This window comes from Vannielia sp. ABF1_015 (assembly GCF_056160745.1).
This window is the reverse complement of record NZ_JBSWXT010000002.1, coordinates 376,233-391,912: the sequence shown is the minus strand read 5'-3', so window position 1 is coordinate 391,912 and position 15,680 is coordinate 376,233. Positions and strand designations below refer to the sequence as shown.

Genomic DNA, 15,680 nt, shown 5'->3' with positions numbered 1-15,680 from the left:
CGCACATCTTATGGTAGAATTCCGATATTTCCCGCCGGGCCCGCCCGGATCATTTGACCTCGGAGCATTACCCCATGAAACGCATCGCGATTTTCTGCGACGGCACCTGGAACACACCAGATGCGCCCTATCCGACGAATGTTTTCCACCTCCACAGCATGGCCCGGCGCACCGCTGCCGATGGCACCTCCCAGATCCTCAAATACATCCCCGGCGTCGGCACCGGCTTTGGCAAAACAGGCTGGCGCAAGAGGTTCGACAAGGTGACAGGCGGGGTGTTCGGCGTTGGCGTCACCAAGAACATCCTCGCGGGCTACACCTTCCTGATCGAGCAATACGAGCCGGGCGATGAGATTTACGTCTTCGGCTTTTCTCGCGGGGCCTTCACCGCCCGCTCGCTGGTGGGCCTCATCCGCGCCTCGGGCCTGCCGCGCCACACCGAGGCATGGAAGGCCCCCGAGGCTCTCAAGCGCTACCGCGACAACGCCCCTTCCACCAAACCCTCCAGCGAGGAAAGCCACCGCTTTCGGCTCGGCTTCTCGCCCGATGTCGTGACCTCTCAGAAGGAGGCGGATTGGCGCGCCGCGCAGGGCCATCCGGTGCCACCGATGCTCACGGTCACCTACCTCGGCATCTGGGATACGGTCGGTGCGCTCGGGATTCCGAGCTATTACAAATGGTTGGCGCAGGTGTTCAACCGAAGCCAAGGCTTTCACGACACGCAGCTCAGCTCAATGGTCATGGCCGCCCGTCATGCGGTGTCGATCGACGAGCGGCGAAAGGCCTTTCCGCCCACGCTCTGGGGCAACCTGGGCGAGCTCAACCGTGAAAACCCCAACCGCAAGCGCAGCTACCAGCAGCTCTGGTTCGCGGGCGACCATGGCTCGGTTGGCGGCGGTGGTGACATTGTCGGGCTGTCTCACATCACCCTGCGCTGGGTGGTGAAAGGGGCGCAAGACCAAGGGTTGGAGTTTGACCCAACCCAGCTTGCCGTCTTCGAGGCGCAGGAAAACCCGCTGGAGCCGTCGCTCTTCAACAAATCCGCCACGCCCGGCTTTTTCACCCGCATGCTGCGCCGCCGCGTGCTGGATCGTGTGGGCCGCATGGAGGTGCCAGACCCGGCCACCGGAGGCACCAGTGAAGTGGCGATTGGGCCAGACTACGTGTGGGATATCTCCAAACCCGCCCGGCAGCGCTATAATGAAATCCCGTCCTACAGGCCCCCATCGCTCCGCCCTTTCGACGCGGACCTGCGCGCACCGGACGGCTGATGCCGCTTGGCCCGCGCGGAACGGCCAAAGCGTGTCTGCCAGCCTATTCGTCTGGTTCGATCAATCCCAATCCGCGCAGGTAGATGCCAATGCCCGTCTCCAGCAGCTCCTCGGGCGGGAAGGGCGCGCGGGTTCCCGGGCTGCCACGGGCAAAAAGCTCTACCACCCCGTGCGACATGGCCCAGATATGGGCGGAAAACATCGCCGCGGGCGGGCGCTTTTCGGGGGGCAGCCGCTCCGCGAGGCCCGCTGCGGCACGTTCCAGCACGGCTTGGGCGCGGGCGGCCCCACGGGCAAGATCAGGATCGCGGGCCAGCGACAGGCCGGCTTCGAACATCGCCTGATAATGGCCGGGGAACTTGCGGGCAAAGGCAAGGTAGGCGCGCCCCGTTGCCTCGAAACTGCGGATCGCCGAGGGCTGGCCGGTTTCATAGGCGTGTTCCATCAGATCCCCGAAGATCGCGTAGCCCTGCTTGGCCACCTCGGCCAACAGGTCTTCGCGCCCCTCAAAGTGGCGGTAGACGGCAGCAGGGGTCACGCCCGCATCCTTTGCGGCTTCCGACAGGGTAAAACCCTGCGGCCCTTTCTCGTCGATCAGACGGATTGCTGCTTCAACCAGCGCCTGTCGGAGATTGCCATGATGGTAGCCGCGCCGGGGCATCAGGCCGACCAGATCTCCGGGCCGCCGCAGATTTTCGGGTCGGGCGTTTTGACAAGCGCTTCGTCCTTGCCCGCGTAATCCAAGCGGCAGAGCACCGCGCGGATCGCGGCGATGCGGGCGCGGCGCTTGTCGTCCGAGCGGATCACTGTCCACGGGTTGCGGGCGGTGTGGCTCATGGCGAAGGTCTCGCGGATGGCCGCCGAATACTCCTCCCACTTCTTCAGCCCTTCAACGTCGATCCAGGAGAGTTTCCACTGTTTCAGTGGGTCTTTCTCACGCGCCAGAAAGCGCCCAAGCTGCTCGGCGCGGCCCACGTTCAGCCAGATCTTGAACAGATGGATGCCGTCCTCTGTCAGCATCTGCTCAAAGCCGGGAAGCTGGGTGAAAAAGTGCTGCCGCTGCGCGTCGGTGCAGAAGCCAAACACCTTTTCCACAACGCCACGGTTGTACCAGCTGCGGTCGAACATCACAAACTCGCCACCCGATGGAAGCTGCCGCACGTAGCGTTGGAAATACCATTCGCTGGCTTCCTTGTCGGAGGGCTTGGAGAGCGCAACAACACGGGCCGAGCGCGGGTTGAGGTTTTCGCGCATCCGCTTGATCGTGCCGCCCTTTCCGGCCGCGTCGCGCCCCTCAAATACCACCGCCACGCGCGCACCGGTCTCCTTGACCCAAGCGAGCATTTTCACCAGCTCGATCTGAAGCGCCTCCAGCGTGTCTTCATACTCGTCCTTGTCCATCCGCTTTTCGTAGGGATAGCCCTCGAGGATGGTCTTGCCCTTGGCGTCCTTCACCGCGTCGCGCACGTCCTTTGGCGCGTCTTCCTTGAAGAATTTCGAGATCGCGCCGTCAAAGGGGAGGTTGGTCATGGGTCACGTCCAAGCGGTTGAAAAGGCTTGGGCAGTATGGGGGCGGCTGGGCCTCAGCGCAATCCGGCGCGCTGCGCGGCGCGGTCGATGGCTGCGAGTGTTGCGCCCGGGTTGGCGTGCTGAGGCATGTGGCCGACGCCGGGCAACTCGGTAACACGCGCCGTTGGGATGAGTTTGGCCATGGGGCGGGCGTGAATGTCTATGCCCACTGTGGTATCGGCGGTGCCGTGGACGATTTCGATGGGGATGCGTAGCGACGAATAGGCCGGGCGCAGGCGTTGGAGAGAGGCCTTCAGCTTTAGCACCTGCTGGCCGTTGTTGCGCAGCGTAGAGGCTCGCACGGTGAGCGGCGCGCCGACATGCTGAAGGTAGCCCGGCGGTGGGGCTTGAGGTTTGAATATGTCGGCCAGGGCACTTTCAATCCGCGCCTCGGAGGCCAGCGCCGAGATCACCGGCACGGCGAAAGTGCGCCCGGCGGGGGAGCCGGTGAGCGAGTAAAACCCGTCTAGCGGGCCTTCCCACGGCATTGTCGCCCCGGCGAGCGATACCACGGCAGCCACGCGCTCGGGGTGCTCCACGGCCCAGGCCATAGCAACCGCGCCGCCGTAGCTGTGCCCCACGATCACCGCGCGCCGCACGCCCAGCTTGGCGGCCAGCGCATCGAGGATGGCCGCCTGCTGCTGCGGCGTGCCACCGCCCGCGATGGCCTCGGAATGGCCAAGACCGGGGCGATCAACGGCAATAACGCGGTAGCGGTTATCGAGCGCGCCGACCATTCGATAGGTGAAATCCCGCAGGTTTCCGCCCGCGCCATGGATCAGGATAACAGTCGGCCCGCGTCCGGCCTCTACGTAGTGCACGCGCTTGCCCGCAACCTCCACCACCGGCCCAACGGGCGGATAGGCGGCTTCGGCGCTGCGCTTCTGGCTGGCGCTGCACCCGGCCAGCGCAGCAACAACGGCAGCAAGGCTCAACACGGCCACTATCGCTTTCGGCATCATCTTCTGTCCGTCCTCACTTGCAATCCTGTCCCTGATGTTACGCTGGACAGGCACGGATAGTTTCATTCTGGCGATCAAAGCCGGTTCGCCGCCATAGCAGATTGCGCATCAACAGAGGAGGCCGCGCGGGGGGCGGGCGAAGCCACTTGCCGGGCCCAGCACGCGCTGCCGCACATCGCTCTCCCTCGTAAACTGGCCAAATTTTCCGTTGCCTTCCGCCGCGGCGCGGCCTTTCGTATCCACATGCCCATGGAGGAGACGTCAGCGATGCCCCCCCGAAAGCTTTACCTCGGCCCGCTAACCGATAACCGGCGCTGGGATATGGTCAACATCCGCCCCGACGATGTCTTGGTTGTCTCCCCGCCAAAGTGCGGCACCACATGGATGCAAACGATCATCGCCCTGTTACTTACCGGCGATCCGGAGGTGGAAACGGAACTGTCGGTCAAAATGCCATGGGTCGACTTTCGCCTGCGTGAGATGCCGGAGGTGGCCGCGCGGCTGGAGGCAATGGAGCACCGGCGCAGTTTGAAGAGCCACACGCCAATGGACGGGCTGCCGCTGGACGATCATGCGCAGTATATCTGCGTCTTCCGGCACCCGCTCGATGCGCATTTCTCGTACCGCAAGCACCTGCTTAACCTGCCCATGCCGTTCTTCGGCCTCTGGTATCCCGAGGACGATACCGAGGGCATCACCTTCCGCCGCTTTCTGGATGGCGGGCCGGAAGGGTTTGACGGCGATGCAATGGCGCTTGCGCATATCCTCAGGCACTACCAAGCCGCCGTGGCCCTTGCGGAGCGGCCCAACGTGGCACTGTTCCACTACGCAGACATGACGCGAGACTTGGTGGGCACCTTCGCCACGCTGGCGGATATGCTGGGCATAAGCCATTCCGCTCCGGTCATGGAGCGGCTGGTTCAGACGGCGCGCTTTGACAACATGAAGGCCCATGCGGCGCGCTTTGCCCCATCAGGAGGCAAGGGCTTCATGAAGTCCGACGCAGAGTTCTTCCACAGCGGAACGAGCGGCAAGTGGAAGGGCAGGCTAAGCGATGCAGAGTTGGCGGCCTATGACGCGATGATGGACGCCCATCTCACGCCCGAGCAGCGTGCGTGGCTGGAGTATGGCTCAAGCGGGCCAGCCTAGGGCTGACCCTAGCGCGGGGTAAAACCCGCCTCAGCCCTCACCGATCTGCGCGATGTCATAGGGCGTCGATTGGTAAATCTCGTTGATCCAGTTGCCATAGAGCAGGTGGGCATGGCTGCGCCAGCGGTTGAGCGGCTGCCGCGAGGGATCGTCCTCGGGGTAGTAGTTCACCGGCACGTTGATTGGCGTCCCATTGGCAACGTCACGGTCATACTCTTCTTTCAGGGTGCCGCTGTCGTATTCAAAGTGGTTGAAAATGTAGAGCGCACGATGCGCCTTGTCTTCCACCAGGCAGGGGCCAGCCTCGTCGGAGCCGACTAGAATGTCGAGCCCCGCCGCTTCCACCTCATCGGCTCGCATTTCTGTCCAGCGGCTGACCGGAATCAGCACATCATCGGAAAAGCCGCGCAGGTAGGGGGAGGCGGGCGCAAGGTTGGCGTGGCGCAGGCAGCCAAAGAGCTTTTGATCCAGCAGGTGTTTTGGGACACCGTGGAAATGGTTGATCATCGCCATACCACCCCAGCAAACGCCGAAGGTTGAGTGCACGTTGGTCTGCGTCCAATCCATCACCCGGGTCAGCTCATCCCAATAGGTGACCTCCTCGAAGGGCAGGTGCTCGATGGGCGCGCCGGTGATGATGAGCCCGTCGAACTTCTCTCCGCTCGCCTCCACCTCGGTGAAGGGGCGGTAGAAGTTTTCCATATGCTCGGCGGCGGTGTTCTTGGTTTCATGCTCGCTCATCCGGATGAGCTGAAAGTCGATCTGCAACGGCGTGGCACCGATCAGCCGGGCAAACTGCGTTTCCGTCTGGATCTTCTTGGGCATCAGGTTGAGCAACCCGATGCGCAAGCGGCGAATGTCCTGCCGCTCGGCTTGTTCATCTCCCATGACCATGACGCCCTCACGGTCCAGAACGGCGAAGGCGGGCAGGTCTGATGGCAAGGTTATGGGCATGGGTTCGGGCTGCTTTTCCGGGGAGTGATGAATTTAGGTGCGGGCGCTGCGGGCATCAATGGCACGCGCGATGAGTGCGTTGAAGTCTTCGGTCGTGGTCACATCCTTTGCCTCTTCGGCAGTGATGCGCACGCCCCAAATGCGGGCCATCGCCTCATAAAGCGGCTGACGGTGGGCAAGTGCGCGGGCGTAAGTGAAACGGATGAAGTCATCAGGGTCGACCTCATCTTCTTTCAGGCTGTTCTCGCGCAGATACTCGCCCCAAACGCGGGCGAGGAAATCGGGGCGGTAGCTCATTGGCTTGGGGGCCTTGTCGAAGCGGCGGATCAACTCGGCGGTATGGGCCTCGCTGCCCTCGATCCAGACCATCAGGCATTGCTGCGTCAGATCGCTGAGCAGCGGGTCGGCCATATCCTCCGGGTCCACCCATTCGCAAATCGAGCCGCCGGTATCGCAGATGAAATGCGGGTAGCCATAAAGCGCTTCGGCCCGTTCAATAAAGTAGCCGGTGTCGCGCAGGGCGTTTTCCTCGGCCTCGCGGAACTGCAACTGACGGCGGGTGTATTCGGCCATCTCCATGCCGCCCTTGGCCACGCTGCCTGGCTTGCCGAGGTAGGTGGAGACGGGGGCGAGGTTGTGGAAGGTGATGTTGGAGCCGATGTAGATGCTGTCGCTCATCAGCAGCTCGCGCAAAAACGGCACCTTCATCGCCTCGCGCTTGGCGTTGTCGGTGATCCGCTCGCCCATGTAGCGGGTGCCAATGCGATAATCTATCGAGTAGTGAAACCAATCGCCACTGTCGCGCAAAAGCTGGCTGAGGTGGGTCTTGCCGAGCCCCGACATGCCAAAGAGCAGCACCTTCTTGCGCGGCGCATCCAGCCAGTCTTGCGCGGTGTCGTAGATCATGCCGTCCCTCGTCTTTTGCCCTGTTGGGTAGCGCGGGGCAGGCGGAGCGTCCAGCGGTTTCAGGATGGGGCAGGGCGCAGGCGGCGCAGGAGCCGCCCATCAAGCACGATAAGGCCGGCCGCGAGCAGGGCAAACCCCGCATAGGCGCGCGGGTGCAGTGCCTCATCCAGCACCAGCGCCCCGAGGCCTATGGCCACGGGCGGGATCAGCAGGGTCACGAGCAGCAGGTTGCCCGCGCCCGCCATGGCCAGCACGCGGTAGTAGAGCAGGTAGGCGCAGCCAGTGGCGATCAGCGCGTAATAGGCGATGGCGACGGTGCCCCGAGCGGTGGCGGGCAGGTCGATGCCGCCCTCCAGCGCCAGCGTCAGGGGGATCAGCATGAGGGTGGAGCTGGTGAGCATGCCCGCCGCGGCCACCAGCGGCGAGAGCCCCCGCAGCCGCACCCGTGCCCAGGCTCCGGCAAATGCGTAACAGAGCGTGCCCGCCAACACCGCTAGCTGCGCCAGCGAGCGCAGCGAAAACCCCGCCAGCACCGCCGGGCCAACGGTGACGGCGACACCGGCAAACCCGAGGCAAACGCCGGTGAGGCGGCGGGCGGTGAGGCGCTCGTCGGCAAAGACCAGCGCGGCCACAAGCACCCCGGCCACAGCGGTGAAGGCGTTGAGGATCGAGGTCAGCCCGCTTTCGATCGAGAGCTGCCCCCATGCCATCAGCGTGAAGGGGAGCACGTTGTTCAGCAGCCCCATCACCGCAAAACTCCCCCAAATCGCCAACCCGCGCGGCACTGTCTCTCCACGCAGCCAGACCATTACCCAAAGGGCGAGTGCGGCCCAACCGACCCGGTGGCATACAGATGAGAGAACGCTCACTTCGTCAAGCGCGACACGGATCGAAAGAAACGAGGCACCCCAGATCAGGCCCAGCAAGAGCATTTCGGCCCAGGCGCGGGTGGATATCTCGGTGGATTGGGTCATGCGTGTGGACTAGCGCGGCGCGCATGGCGGAGCGACCCGGAAATTGCGCCAAACGAAAAGGCCCCGGGCGTGCTGCCCGGGGCCTTTCCCTGTTTCTTTCTGTCGCGACCGGCGATCAGAAGTTGTAGCCAACGCGGAGGCCGACACCTACGGCGGTGTTGCCGGAGAAGTCGCCGAACGTGGTGCCGGGGGCGGTGGGGTTTTCGGTTTCGGCGTCGCCGATCCAGCTGTAGTTCACGCCGCCGGTGATGGTGGCGTTGCCAACGGTGTAACGCCCTGCGAGGCCGATGGAGGTGCGGCCATCGGTTGGGCCGAGGTTGCCCGAGAACCCGCCGTTCTGGGCCTCGTAGCTGACGGTGGCGATCCCGGCGAAGTTATCGGTGAACCGGCGCGCAACGCCCACCGTGTAGGTGATCACGTCATCCTCGTAATCCACCAGCGAGCTGCCGGTCTGGAGGTTGTAGCCGAAGGGCGTAATATCGAACTCTGACCAGTCGACCCAGCGGACCGAGGCGAGCAACAGGGTGCCTTCAGCAATGCCGGTCTGTGCTTCAAGGTTCAGCGACTGCGGGAAGGTGGTTTCAAACGGAAGCGAAGGGTTGCCGTTTTCGATGGCTGCCAGCTCATGGGTGATCGCGGAGTGGTAGGTCAGCGCGATCCGCATGGCGATTTCCGGCTTCTCATAGGCCGCACCGATGAAATAGCCCAGCTCGGAGCTCGTCGGGGCCTGAAGAGTGTAGCCATTGAAGAGCGCCACGTTGCCCTTGACCTGCTGCATCCGCAGGCCGCCGTGGATCGAAAAGCCCCCATCAAGCTTATACTTGGCGATCAGCTTGATCTCGTCGACGTTGAGGTCGGCGTTGGACCCTGCATAGGCGTAGCCGGTGTTTGCAGGATAGTAGACATCTGCACCGTAGGGCATCTCGTAGATGAAGCCGATGGAAAGGCGGTCGTTCACATCGGTCTTGAAGGCGAAAGAGAGCGAGGTGTAGTCGCCCGTCATGTCACCCGAGTCGGGGCCGGCCGGAAAGGGGCCAAGGCCGCTGGTTGCGACACCAGACACATCGGGGCTGACCCGGCTGATGGAAAATTCGCCGTAGCTGCCCGGCTCATACATGAAGCCGATGGATTGAGTGGTCCGCTCGATTCCGCCGGCAGAGGCGGCGGTGGCGGTGGCCATAAGGGCCGTGGCGGCACATATGGTGCGTTTCATTTCGGTCTCCTCCCCGAAGTATTTCCCAACTAACACCTTTTTGAGCAGCGCGTGATTTGTCGTCAATTTGTTACCCTGCGTCAGAGCGCAAAACTGCCCCGAGGTCGTGCCAATTCTGCACTATGCGTGCCTTTGGGCACACATGCCAGCCCGCGTGGGCGCTACCGTGCGTTCGCGCGTAGGTTGATGAAGTTGCCGGTCAGGATCAGCGCCGCGCCCAGCACCACCCAGACATCGAGCGACTCGCCATAGAAGGCCATGCCGACAAAGGCCAGCAGGGGCAGCCGCAAGAAATCCATCGGCATGACGATGGATGCAGGCGCCAGAGAGAGTGCGCGGGTGAGGCAAAAGTGAGCCGAGAGCCCGGCAATGCCGATGAGCACCACGAAAGGCATTGCAGCGCTGGAGGGCCAAACCATCTCACCGTCAAGAAAGCCGCAGATCAGGCCGAAAACGGCCTGCATCGTGGTGATGTAGAACAGAATGCACAGCACCGAGGCCTGCCGGGTCAGCACCTTGGTAAAGACGGCAGTGAGCGCAAAGCCGATGGCAGCACCGGCCGCCGCCGTCAGCCCCGGGTCGAGGTTGGCAAAATCCGGGCGGGCGACGACAAGAACGCCCAAAAAGCCCATACCGGCGGTTGCCAGCTTCAAGGCGGTAAACCGCTCGCCCAAGAACAGCGCGGCCAGCAGGATCACCCAGATCGGCGAGGTGAACTCGATTGACACCACCTGCGCCAACGGAGCCGAGGCAATGGCAAAGAACCACAGGTTCTGCCCGGCGAAGTGGAAGACATTGCGGGCAAAGTGCAGGTGCAGCTTGTGGGTGCTGATCTGGCGCAACTGCCGGGTCGCCAGCCCGACAACCACCACGATGGCGATGCCCACAAAGCTGCGGTAGGTCATGATCTCGAACGTGTCGAGCTCTTCGCTCACCGTGCGCCCGGCCACGGCCATGGTGGTAAAAGAGGCAATCGCCCCTACCATCCAAGCCATCGCGGGAAGCACCGCATGCGCCTCCGGGCCGCGGGGGCGGGTTGCCGTGCCTGCAGGGGCGATCTCGCCGGGAGAAGGAGGCGTGGCGCTCACGCCTCTAACTCGGTGACGATAAAGTCCCGCGTGATGCTGGCAGAGACCCGGCCCCACGCGCTGTCTTTCGTGCGTTCCTTATGTGCCTCAAAGGCTTGCGGGCTCTCAAACAGCTCATCGAGGTGCCAGATCATCGGATCATCGCCTTGGGTCAGATCAAACCGAATATTGCCCGGCTCGGCTCGCGATAGGCGAATATGCTCCGGCAAATGGGTGCGGGCAATCTCTGCATCTGCTTCGGACGTGCAGATGAGCCTGCCGGTGACTTGGATCTTTCCCATGATGCCCTCCCTCTGGTGGCGCGAAGGTGGGGCGGGCTTCAGTGAAGGTCAAGCCGAAGGCAAGGGGCCCGGTTGTTAACCGACCCGCTGGTGGTGGGCTGCCCGGCGGCGTCTTCGGCCCGCAGATGCGGGGCGGGCGGCAGCGCGACCCGATGAAATGCAAGTTGTAGAGCAACAGAGTTCGCGGCAGATTTGCCGCGGGGAGGACAGAGGATGCTGCAAATCGAAGGTCGGCTCATCGGCGAGGTCTTTGCCGAGGCGGTGGCACGGGCCCCCGAGGCAGAGTTTTTGGCCGCCCCCGGCGGCGTTTCACTGAGTTACCGGGAGGTGGCCGAGTCCGTCGAAGAAATGCGGGCGGTGCTGGCAACCGCAGGCTACGGCGCGGGCCATCGCGTGGCGGTGCTCGTCGGCACCCAGCCCACTCACTACCTGCTGAAACTTGCGATGAACGCCCTCGGCATCTCCTTCGTCCCGATCAACCCCGATTACCGCCCGGGCGAACTGGCCTATGTGCTGGAGGATTCCGGCGTGGAGCTGATCATCGCCGGGCCAACCCATGATGCGCTGGTGCGCTCCGCCATGTCGGAGATGGAAAAACCGCCCCTTATCAGTATCTTTACGGGCGGCCTTGATGTTCCAAATGCGCGCACCCCCGCGCCGGGCGGTGTGCTCACCCCCGAGAGCGAGGCCAGCCTGCTCTATACATCTGGTACCACAGGGCGGCCCAAGGGCTGCATTCTCAGCCATGACTACGAGCTGCTGATGGGCGCCTCTTACCTTCGGCCCAAAGGCGCAATGGCGGTGACGGGAGCCGACCGGGTGTTCAACCCGCTGCCCGCTTTCCACGTGAACGCAGGGGTGCTGACCTTCTTCGGTGTGATGCTGGCGGGCGGCTGCCTGATCCAGCCGAAACGGTTCTCGGCCAGACGGTTCTGGGAGGATTGCGCCGAGACGCAGGCGACCGTCTTTCACTATCTCGGCGTGGTGATCTCGGTGCTGATGGCCGACCGCGATGCCGGTCCGGCAAAGCTGGGCAGGCTGCGAGTCGGGTTGGGCGCAGGGGTTGAGCCGGCGCTGCACCTCGGCTTTGAGGCCCGCTTTGGCATCCCGCTAGTGGAGCTCTGGGGGATGACCGAGATGTGCCGGGTGCTCTCGATGGAAGAGGAGCCGCGCCACCCCGAGACCCGCGCCATGGGCCGGGCCCGCGATGATCTTGAGGTGCAGGTCTGGGATGACGAAGGCCGCGAGTGCCCGCGCGGCACCCCAGGCGAGATGGTCATCCGTCACTCGGCGCGCACCCCGCGTCGCGGCTTCTTCTCCGGCTACCTCGGCAAGCCGGAGGCAACCGAAGAGGCTTGGGCAGGTGGCTGGTTTCATACCGGTGATACCGTCATGATGGGTGAAGATGGCGTTATAACCTTCGTGGATCGCAAGAAAAATATTATCCGAAGGGCAGGGGAGAACATCGCCGCCGCAGAGGTGGAAAACGTGCTCTTCGAGCATCCGGCGGTCCAGAATGTGGCGGTGGTGCCATGCCCCGACGAGACCCGCGAAGAAGAGGTGCTGGCCGCAATCAAGCTGGCCGACGGGCACGCGCCAAACGCCGAAACCGCCCGCGCCATCTTCAACGCGGCCTTCGCTCGCATGGCCTATTACAAGCCGCCGGGCTGGGTGCTCTTCGTGGAGGACATCCCGGTCACGGGCACCCAGAAAGTGCAGAAACACGCGCTTTTCGCCCCCGGAGAAGACCCACGCCAACGGCAGGGAATCCATGATCTGCGCAGGTTCAAGACGCGAGGCTAGGCGTTAGCAGCGCTTGCTTCACGCCCGGGCCGGTGATCTTGGTCAGCGCGTCGAGCTCTTCATGAAACCAATGCCACCAACTGGCGTTAGGCTCGCCCGCAGGCGGCGCGGCATGAAGGTGGGGCTTTGTGTCTCCAACAAAGTGGAGTAGTTTCGGCGCACGCATCGCCTCTCGCACCTCCGCCCGATCGCGCGCAGGGAGTTGCTTAAGCTTCCGGGGCTCCATCGAGGCAAGAAGGTTCCACGCATAGGGCAAACTGGCCTTGTCGCCCTCCAGCCGATAATTCAGCCAATCCTGATCGTTATAGATTGACTGCGTCTTGAACTTGAACTCGAGCGCGGCAGGCAAATCGTTCATCGCGTGATGTCGGGCCCGGCTTGCCTCGCTTTCGAGGTCGAGGAGCAGAACGCCTGTATTTACGTAGTGCGCCAGATCGACCCATTGGCGCAACAACGCCGCCTGACGGTCCGTACCAGTGCGTTTGGGTCCGAACGGCAGCCAACGGCGTTTCTCCCGCTCGATGGCGCGCAGTAATATGATATCTTGCACCCCGCCCAGGGGATGTCCGCCCAGATCGGCGTAAAAAAGCTCACTCACATCTGCCCGCAGCAGCGTATCGCCGTCCAGATAGAGCGTGCGCCTGTCAAAGAACTCTACGAGACGTAGCCGGAGGTAGGATGAAATCGGCAGTCGCCCGTGGTAGTTTGGCGGGGCAGGCTCCAGATCAACCTGACGCGTGCGCACCGTAGCGGCAGGGAAGGCGGCATCGAGGCGTCCGGCCCATGCACAGGCTTCGGGGCAGTCCTCCGAGAGGAAGATCGTCACCTCTACGGGTCGGCTGCAGCGTTGAAGCAGGGAATAAGCAGACACTATCGTCAGCGCGGCGAATCCGCCGTCGCACATATAGGCAACGTTCACTGTTCCCATGGTTCACCTCTCCCCTCGCTCCTGGGGAAACCGAGCAAAGCCGCTTTTTCGGCGCTAGGCGCGCAGTGCAAGCATATCATAGTGGTGCCCTTCACCATGCCGATGCAGCTTGGAAAATCCCCGCCCCGTCAGCAAGGCCCTGATCGGTTGAATATCATACCAGGTTTCGTCCACCTCAAAGAAAATCTCGGCTATACGCTTGGCAAAATGGGTTTGGAGCAATTGCTCCAATACAACGGGCTCATGCCCCTCCACATCAATCTTTACAAAGATCGGCGGGCCGTCTTGCGGCAGTAAAGCGTCTAGTTCCTTCGCTGTGAGGGTCTGAATTTGCAAGCGGCTCTTGGAGGGCGCATCAGGTGTGCCCTGTGCGTGGTTGAGGCTCGCGGCGCCGCTATGCGCTGGCTGGATAGCAATTTCGGCGGTGCCTGCGTTCCCGGATACTGCCTTGTTGATCAGGGTGCAGCGTTCGGTCAGACCATTGAGCGCAACGTTTGCTTGCAGAAAGCGAAAAGACAGCGGCACGGGCTCGAAGGCGAAGCAGCCAACGCAGTTCGGGTTTTGCGCAGCGCCGATTGTATAGAGGCCTTGGTTGGCACCGATATCAAGGTAAACGAAAGCGGTGCTGAAGGCAGTGACGCGATCCCAGTAAAAATTGCCGTAGCTGCCGCGCAGGTAAAACTTGAAGGTCTGGTCAACTCGGTTCGAAACCAGCTTGGGGCCGTAGTAGGAGCTGGTTACGAACCACCCAAAGTGTTCAGCCAAATAGGGCTTAACCGCGCCAAGCCGAATGCGCACCCACGTAACCAACCGTTTCCAAACGGAGTTTTTCTTGCCCCCCATTTCGCCTCCGCCCCTCTACAACACGAGGTTCCCGGCGGCGATGTACCGGAAACACAGTTACGATTACGCGGTCACTCCCACTCGATCGTCCCCGGCGGTTTCGAGGTGATGTCATAGGTCACCCGGTTGATCCCGGGCACTTCGTTGATGATCCGCGTGGCCGTTTCACCTAGGAAGTCGTGGCTGAACGGATAGTAATCCGCCGTCATCCCGTCGACGCTCGTGACTGCCCGCAGAGCGCAGGCATAGTCATAGGTTCGCCCGTCGCCCATCACGCCCACGGTGCGCACCGGCAGAATGGCCACAAAGGCCTGCCAGATCTCGTCATAAAGCCCGTGCTTGCGGATCTGGTCGATATAAACCGCGTCGGCTTCGCGCAGGATGTCGAGCTTGGCACGGGTGATCTCACCGGGGCAGCGAATGGCGAGGCCGGGGCCGGGGAAGGGGTGGCGGCCGATGAAGCTGTCGGGCAGGCCCAACTCGCGCCCAAGCGCACGGACCTCGTCCTTGAACAGCTCGCGCAGCGGCTCCACCAGCTTCAGCCCCATCTTCTCGGGCAGCCCGCCCACGTTGTGGTGGCTCTTGATTGTCACAGAAGGCCCGCCGGAGAAGCTGACACTCTCGATCACATCCGGATAGAGCGTGCCCTGCGCAAGATATTCCACACCTTCGATCTCGTCGGCATGTTTCTGGAACACGTCGATGAAGAGTTTTCCGATGATTTTTCGCTTTGTTTCCGGGTCACTTACGCCGTCAAGTTCACCCAAGAAAAGGTCGGCCTCATCGGCATGGATCAGCGGCAGGTTGTAATGCTCGCGGAACATGCCAACCACTTCGGCGGCCTCGTCCTTGCGCATCAGCCCGTGGTCCACGAACACGCAGGTCAACTGATCGCCAATCGCCTCATGCAGCAGCACCGCCGCAACCGAAGAATCGACTCCGCCTGACAGCGCGCAGATAACTTTTGCATCGCCCACCTGCTCGCGGATCTTGGCCACGGCCTCCTCGCGGTAGGCCCCCATCGTCCAGTCGCCGGCAAAACCAGCGAGCGTCACGAAGTTCTGGTAGAGCGTTTTGCCGTTGGGCGTGTGGTGCACCTCTGGGTGGAACTGCACGGCAAAGAAGTTGCGGCTCACATCGGCGGTGATCGCATAGGGCGCGTTGGGGGAGGTGCCGTAAACGGCAAAACCGGGGGCCAGTTTGGCCACGTGGTCGCCATGGCTCATCCACACCTGCTCCGGCCCGTCGAGGAACCAGCCTTCAAGCAGGGGCAGCCTGTCGTCCGAGGGCGTCACCTTCGCCCGCCCAAATTCCGCCGTGCCGCCGCCGCCGGTGTTCTTGCCGCCATGCACCGTGCCGCCGAGGTCGTCCATCATGGCCTGCTGGCCGTAACAGATTCCCAAGATCGGCACGCCAAGCTCGTAAACGCTGGCAGGCGGGCGCGGGGAGCCTTCGCGGGTCACCGAATCCGGCCCGCCGGAGAAGATCACGGCCTTGGGCGCGAACTCGGCCAGAAAGGCATCGTCCACCGTGTTGAACGGGTGGATCTCGCAGTAAACATTCAACTCGCGCAGGCGACGCGCGATCAGCTGTGTCACTTGGCTGCCAAAGTCGATGATGAGAAGGCGCTCGTGGTGGCGCTCGGGATGGATCGTGCTCATGGCTGAGGCAATATTGCGCTGCGGGGCAGGGTGCAAGCCTGCAAAGCACCGGGCGAGGCCCCGTAGGGTGGGCAATTT

15 protein-coding genes are annotated in these 15,680 nt (G+C 62.9%); 3 read left to right on the top strand and 12 right to left on the bottom strand.

The features are described 5' to 3' along the window. Nucleotides 1-74: 74 nt before the first annotated feature. The gene (locus tag ACXAG6_RS14400) at nt 75-1,271 is read left to right on the top strand and encodes a DUF2235 domain-containing protein (RefSeq protein WP_475338427.1); all 1,197 of its coding nucleotides are present in this window, start codon (nt 75-77) and stop codon (nt 1,269-1,271) included. Between the two features lie 43 nt (nt 1,272-1,314). On the opposite strand, the gene ACXAG6_RS14395 is transcribed toward ACXAG6_RS14400, so the two are convergent. Genes ACXAG6_RS14395 through ACXAG6_RS14385 form a run of 3 tightly spaced genes read right to left on the bottom strand, consistent with a single transcriptional unit; the run spans nt 1,315 to nt 3,799 of the window. After that, nucleotides 1,315-1,932: a TetR/AcrR family transcriptional regulator gene (locus ACXAG6_RS14395; RefSeq protein ID WP_140014038.1), complete on the bottom strand. Its 618-nt coding sequence runs from the start codon at nt 1,930-1,932 to the stop codon at nt 1,315-1,317. Continuing rightward, a complete protein-coding gene (gene ppk2, locus ACXAG6_RS14390; RefSeq protein WP_475338425.1) occupies nt 1,932-2,801 on the bottom strand; it encodes a polyphosphate kinase 2 in 870 nt (289 codons plus the stop codon). Before ppk2 ends, ACXAG6_RS14395 begins: the two co-directional genes overlap by 1 nt. Before the next feature lie 53 nt (nt 2,802-2,854). After that, nucleotides 2,855-3,799: an alpha/beta fold hydrolase gene (locus tag ACXAG6_RS14385; protein WP_475338424.1), complete on the bottom strand. Its 945-nt coding sequence runs from the start codon at nt 3,797-3,799 to the stop codon at nt 2,855-2,857. Between the two features lie 270 nt (nt 3,800-4,069). On the opposite strand from ACXAG6_RS14385, the gene ACXAG6_RS14380 reads away from it, so the two are divergent. Continuing rightward, nucleotides 4,070-4,951, top strand: coding sequence for a sulfotransferase domain-containing protein (locus tag ACXAG6_RS14380; RefSeq protein ID WP_475338423.1), 882 nt, complete (start codon nt 4,070-4,072; stop codon nt 4,949-4,951). Between the two features lie 30 nt (nt 4,952-4,981). Here ACXAG6_RS14380 and ACXAG6_RS14375 read toward each other — a convergent pair whose 3' ends face one another. The 6 genes from ACXAG6_RS14375 to ACXAG6_RS14350 all read right to left on the bottom strand — a co-directional run bounded on the left by ACXAG6_RS14375 (nt 4,982) and on the right by ACXAG6_RS14350 (nt 10,367). Further along, nucleotides 4,982-5,905: a homoserine O-succinyltransferase gene (locus ACXAG6_RS14375; RefSeq protein ID WP_475338422.1), complete on the bottom strand. Its 924-nt coding sequence runs from the start codon at nt 5,903-5,905 to the stop codon at nt 4,982-4,984. Between the two features lie 33 nt (nt 5,906-5,938). Beyond that, nucleotides 5,939-6,811, bottom strand: coding sequence for an ATPase (locus ACXAG6_RS14370; protein WP_475338420.1), 873 nt, complete (start codon nt 6,809-6,811; stop codon nt 5,939-5,941). A gap of 59 nt (nt 6,812-6,870) precedes the next feature. Beyond that, nucleotides 6,871-7,785, bottom strand: a complete 915-nt coding sequence (locus ACXAG6_RS14365; protein WP_475338419.1) for a DMT family transporter — start codon at nt 7,783-7,785, stop codon at nt 6,871-6,873. 115 nt (nt 7,786-7,900) lie between these two features. Continuing rightward, nucleotides 7,901-8,998, bottom strand: coding sequence for an OmpP1/FadL family transporter (locus ACXAG6_RS14360; protein ID WP_475338418.1), 1,098 nt, complete (start codon nt 8,996-8,998; stop codon nt 7,901-7,903). Between the two features lie 161 nt (nt 8,999-9,159). Continuing rightward, nucleotides 9,160-9,993, bottom strand: a complete 834-nt coding sequence (locus ACXAG6_RS14355; protein WP_475339069.1) for a DMT family transporter — start codon at nt 9,991-9,993, stop codon at nt 9,160-9,162. A gap of 89 nt (nt 9,994-10,082) precedes the next feature. Continuing rightward, nucleotides 10,083-10,367 (bottom strand): putative quinol monooxygenase, encoded by a 285-nt coding sequence (locus ACXAG6_RS14350; RefSeq protein WP_475338417.1) that lies wholly within the window; start codon nt 10,365-10,367, stop codon nt 10,083-10,085. Between the two features lie 213 nt (nt 10,368-10,580). Here ACXAG6_RS14350 and ACXAG6_RS14345 point away from each other — a divergent pair, with 213 nt between their 5' ends. Next, nucleotides 10,581-12,170, top strand: coding sequence for an AMP-binding protein (locus ACXAG6_RS14345; protein ID WP_475338415.1), 1,590 nt, complete (start codon nt 10,581-10,583; stop codon nt 12,168-12,170). On the opposite strand, the gene ACXAG6_RS14340 is transcribed toward ACXAG6_RS14345, so the two are convergent. The 3 genes from ACXAG6_RS14340 to guaA all read right to left on the bottom strand — a co-directional run bounded on the left by ACXAG6_RS14340 (nt 12,154) and on the right by guaA (nt 15,602). After that, a complete protein-coding gene (locus ACXAG6_RS14340) occupies nt 12,154-13,098 on the bottom strand; it encodes a glycosyltransferase family 8 protein (protein WP_475338414.1) in 945 nt (314 codons plus the stop codon). The two genes, ACXAG6_RS14345 and ACXAG6_RS14340, sit on opposite strands and share 17 nt — an antisense overlap. A gap of 54 nt (nt 13,099-13,152) precedes the next feature. Beyond that, entirely contained in the window at nt 13,153-13,941 is a 789-nt protein-coding gene (locus tag ACXAG6_RS14335; protein WP_475338413.1) for an FkbM family methyltransferase, read from the bottom strand. A 71-nt stretch (nt 13,942-14,012) separates the two neighbouring features. Continuing rightward, nucleotides 14,013-15,602 (bottom strand): glutamine-hydrolyzing GMP synthase, encoded by a 1,590-nt coding sequence (gene guaA / locus ACXAG6_RS14330; RefSeq protein WP_475338412.1) that lies wholly within the window; start codon nt 15,600-15,602, stop codon nt 14,013-14,015. Nucleotides 15,603-15,680 lie beyond the last annotated feature (78 nt).

What these genes read in the sequence shown, in the direction of transcription:
- ACXAG6_RS14375 (WP_475338422.1), bottom strand. Translation starts at nt 5,905, where the DNA reads ATGCCCATAACCTTGCCATCAGACCTGCCCGCCTTCGCCGTTCTGGAC.
- ACXAG6_RS14360 (WP_475338418.1), bottom strand. Translation starts at nt 8,998, where the DNA reads ATGAAACGCACCATATGTGCCGCCACGGCCCTTATGGCCACCGCCACC.
- ACXAG6_RS14335 (WP_475338413.1), bottom strand. Translation starts at nt 13,941, where the DNA reads ATGGGGGGCAAGAAAAACTCCGTTTGGAAACGGTTGGTTACGTGGGTG.
- ACXAG6_RS14345 (WP_475338415.1), top strand. Translation starts at nt 10,581, where the DNA reads ATGCTGCAAATCGAAGGTCGGCTCATCGGCGAGGTCTTTGCCGAGGCG.
- ACXAG6_RS14355 (WP_475339069.1), bottom strand. Translation starts at nt 9,993, where the DNA reads ATGGCTTGGATGGTAGGGGCGATTGCCTCTTTTACCACCATGGCCGTG.
- ACXAG6_RS14400 (WP_475338427.1), top strand. Translation starts at nt 75, where the DNA reads ATGAAACGCATCGCGATTTTCTGCGACGGCACCTGGAACACACCAGAT.
- guaA (WP_475338412.1), bottom strand. Translation starts at nt 15,602, where the DNA reads ATGAGCACGATCCATCCCGAGCGCCACCACGAGCGCCTTCTCATCATC.
- ppk2 (WP_475338425.1), bottom strand. Translation starts at nt 2,801, where the DNA reads ATGACCAACCTCCCCTTTGACGGCGCGATCTCGAAATTCTTCAAGGAA.
- ACXAG6_RS14340 (WP_475338414.1), bottom strand. Translation starts at nt 13,098, where the DNA reads ATGGGAACAGTGAACGTTGCCTATATGTGCGACGGCGGATTCGCCGCG.
- ACXAG6_RS14365 (WP_475338419.1), bottom strand. Translation starts at nt 7,785, where the DNA reads ATGACCCAATCCACCGAGATATCCACCCGCGCCTGGGCCGAAATGCTC.
- ACXAG6_RS14350 (WP_475338417.1), bottom strand. Translation starts at nt 10,367, where the DNA reads ATGGGAAAGATCCAAGTCACCGGCAGGCTCATCTGCACGTCCGAAGCA.
- ACXAG6_RS14370 (WP_475338420.1), bottom strand. Translation starts at nt 6,811, where the DNA reads ATGATCTACGACACCGCGCAAGACTGGCTGGATGCGCCGCGCAAGAAG.
- ACXAG6_RS14380 (WP_475338423.1), top strand. Translation starts at nt 4,070, where the DNA reads ATGCCCCCCCGAAAGCTTTACCTCGGCCCGCTAACCGATAACCGGCGC.
- ACXAG6_RS14385 (WP_475338424.1), bottom strand. Translation starts at nt 3,799, where the DNA reads ATGCCGAAAGCGATAGTGGCCGTGTTGAGCCTTGCTGCCGTTGTTGCT.
- ACXAG6_RS14395 (WP_140014038.1), bottom strand. Translation starts at nt 1,932, where the DNA reads ATGCCCCGGCGCGGCTACCATCATGGCAATCTCCGACAGGCGCTGGTT.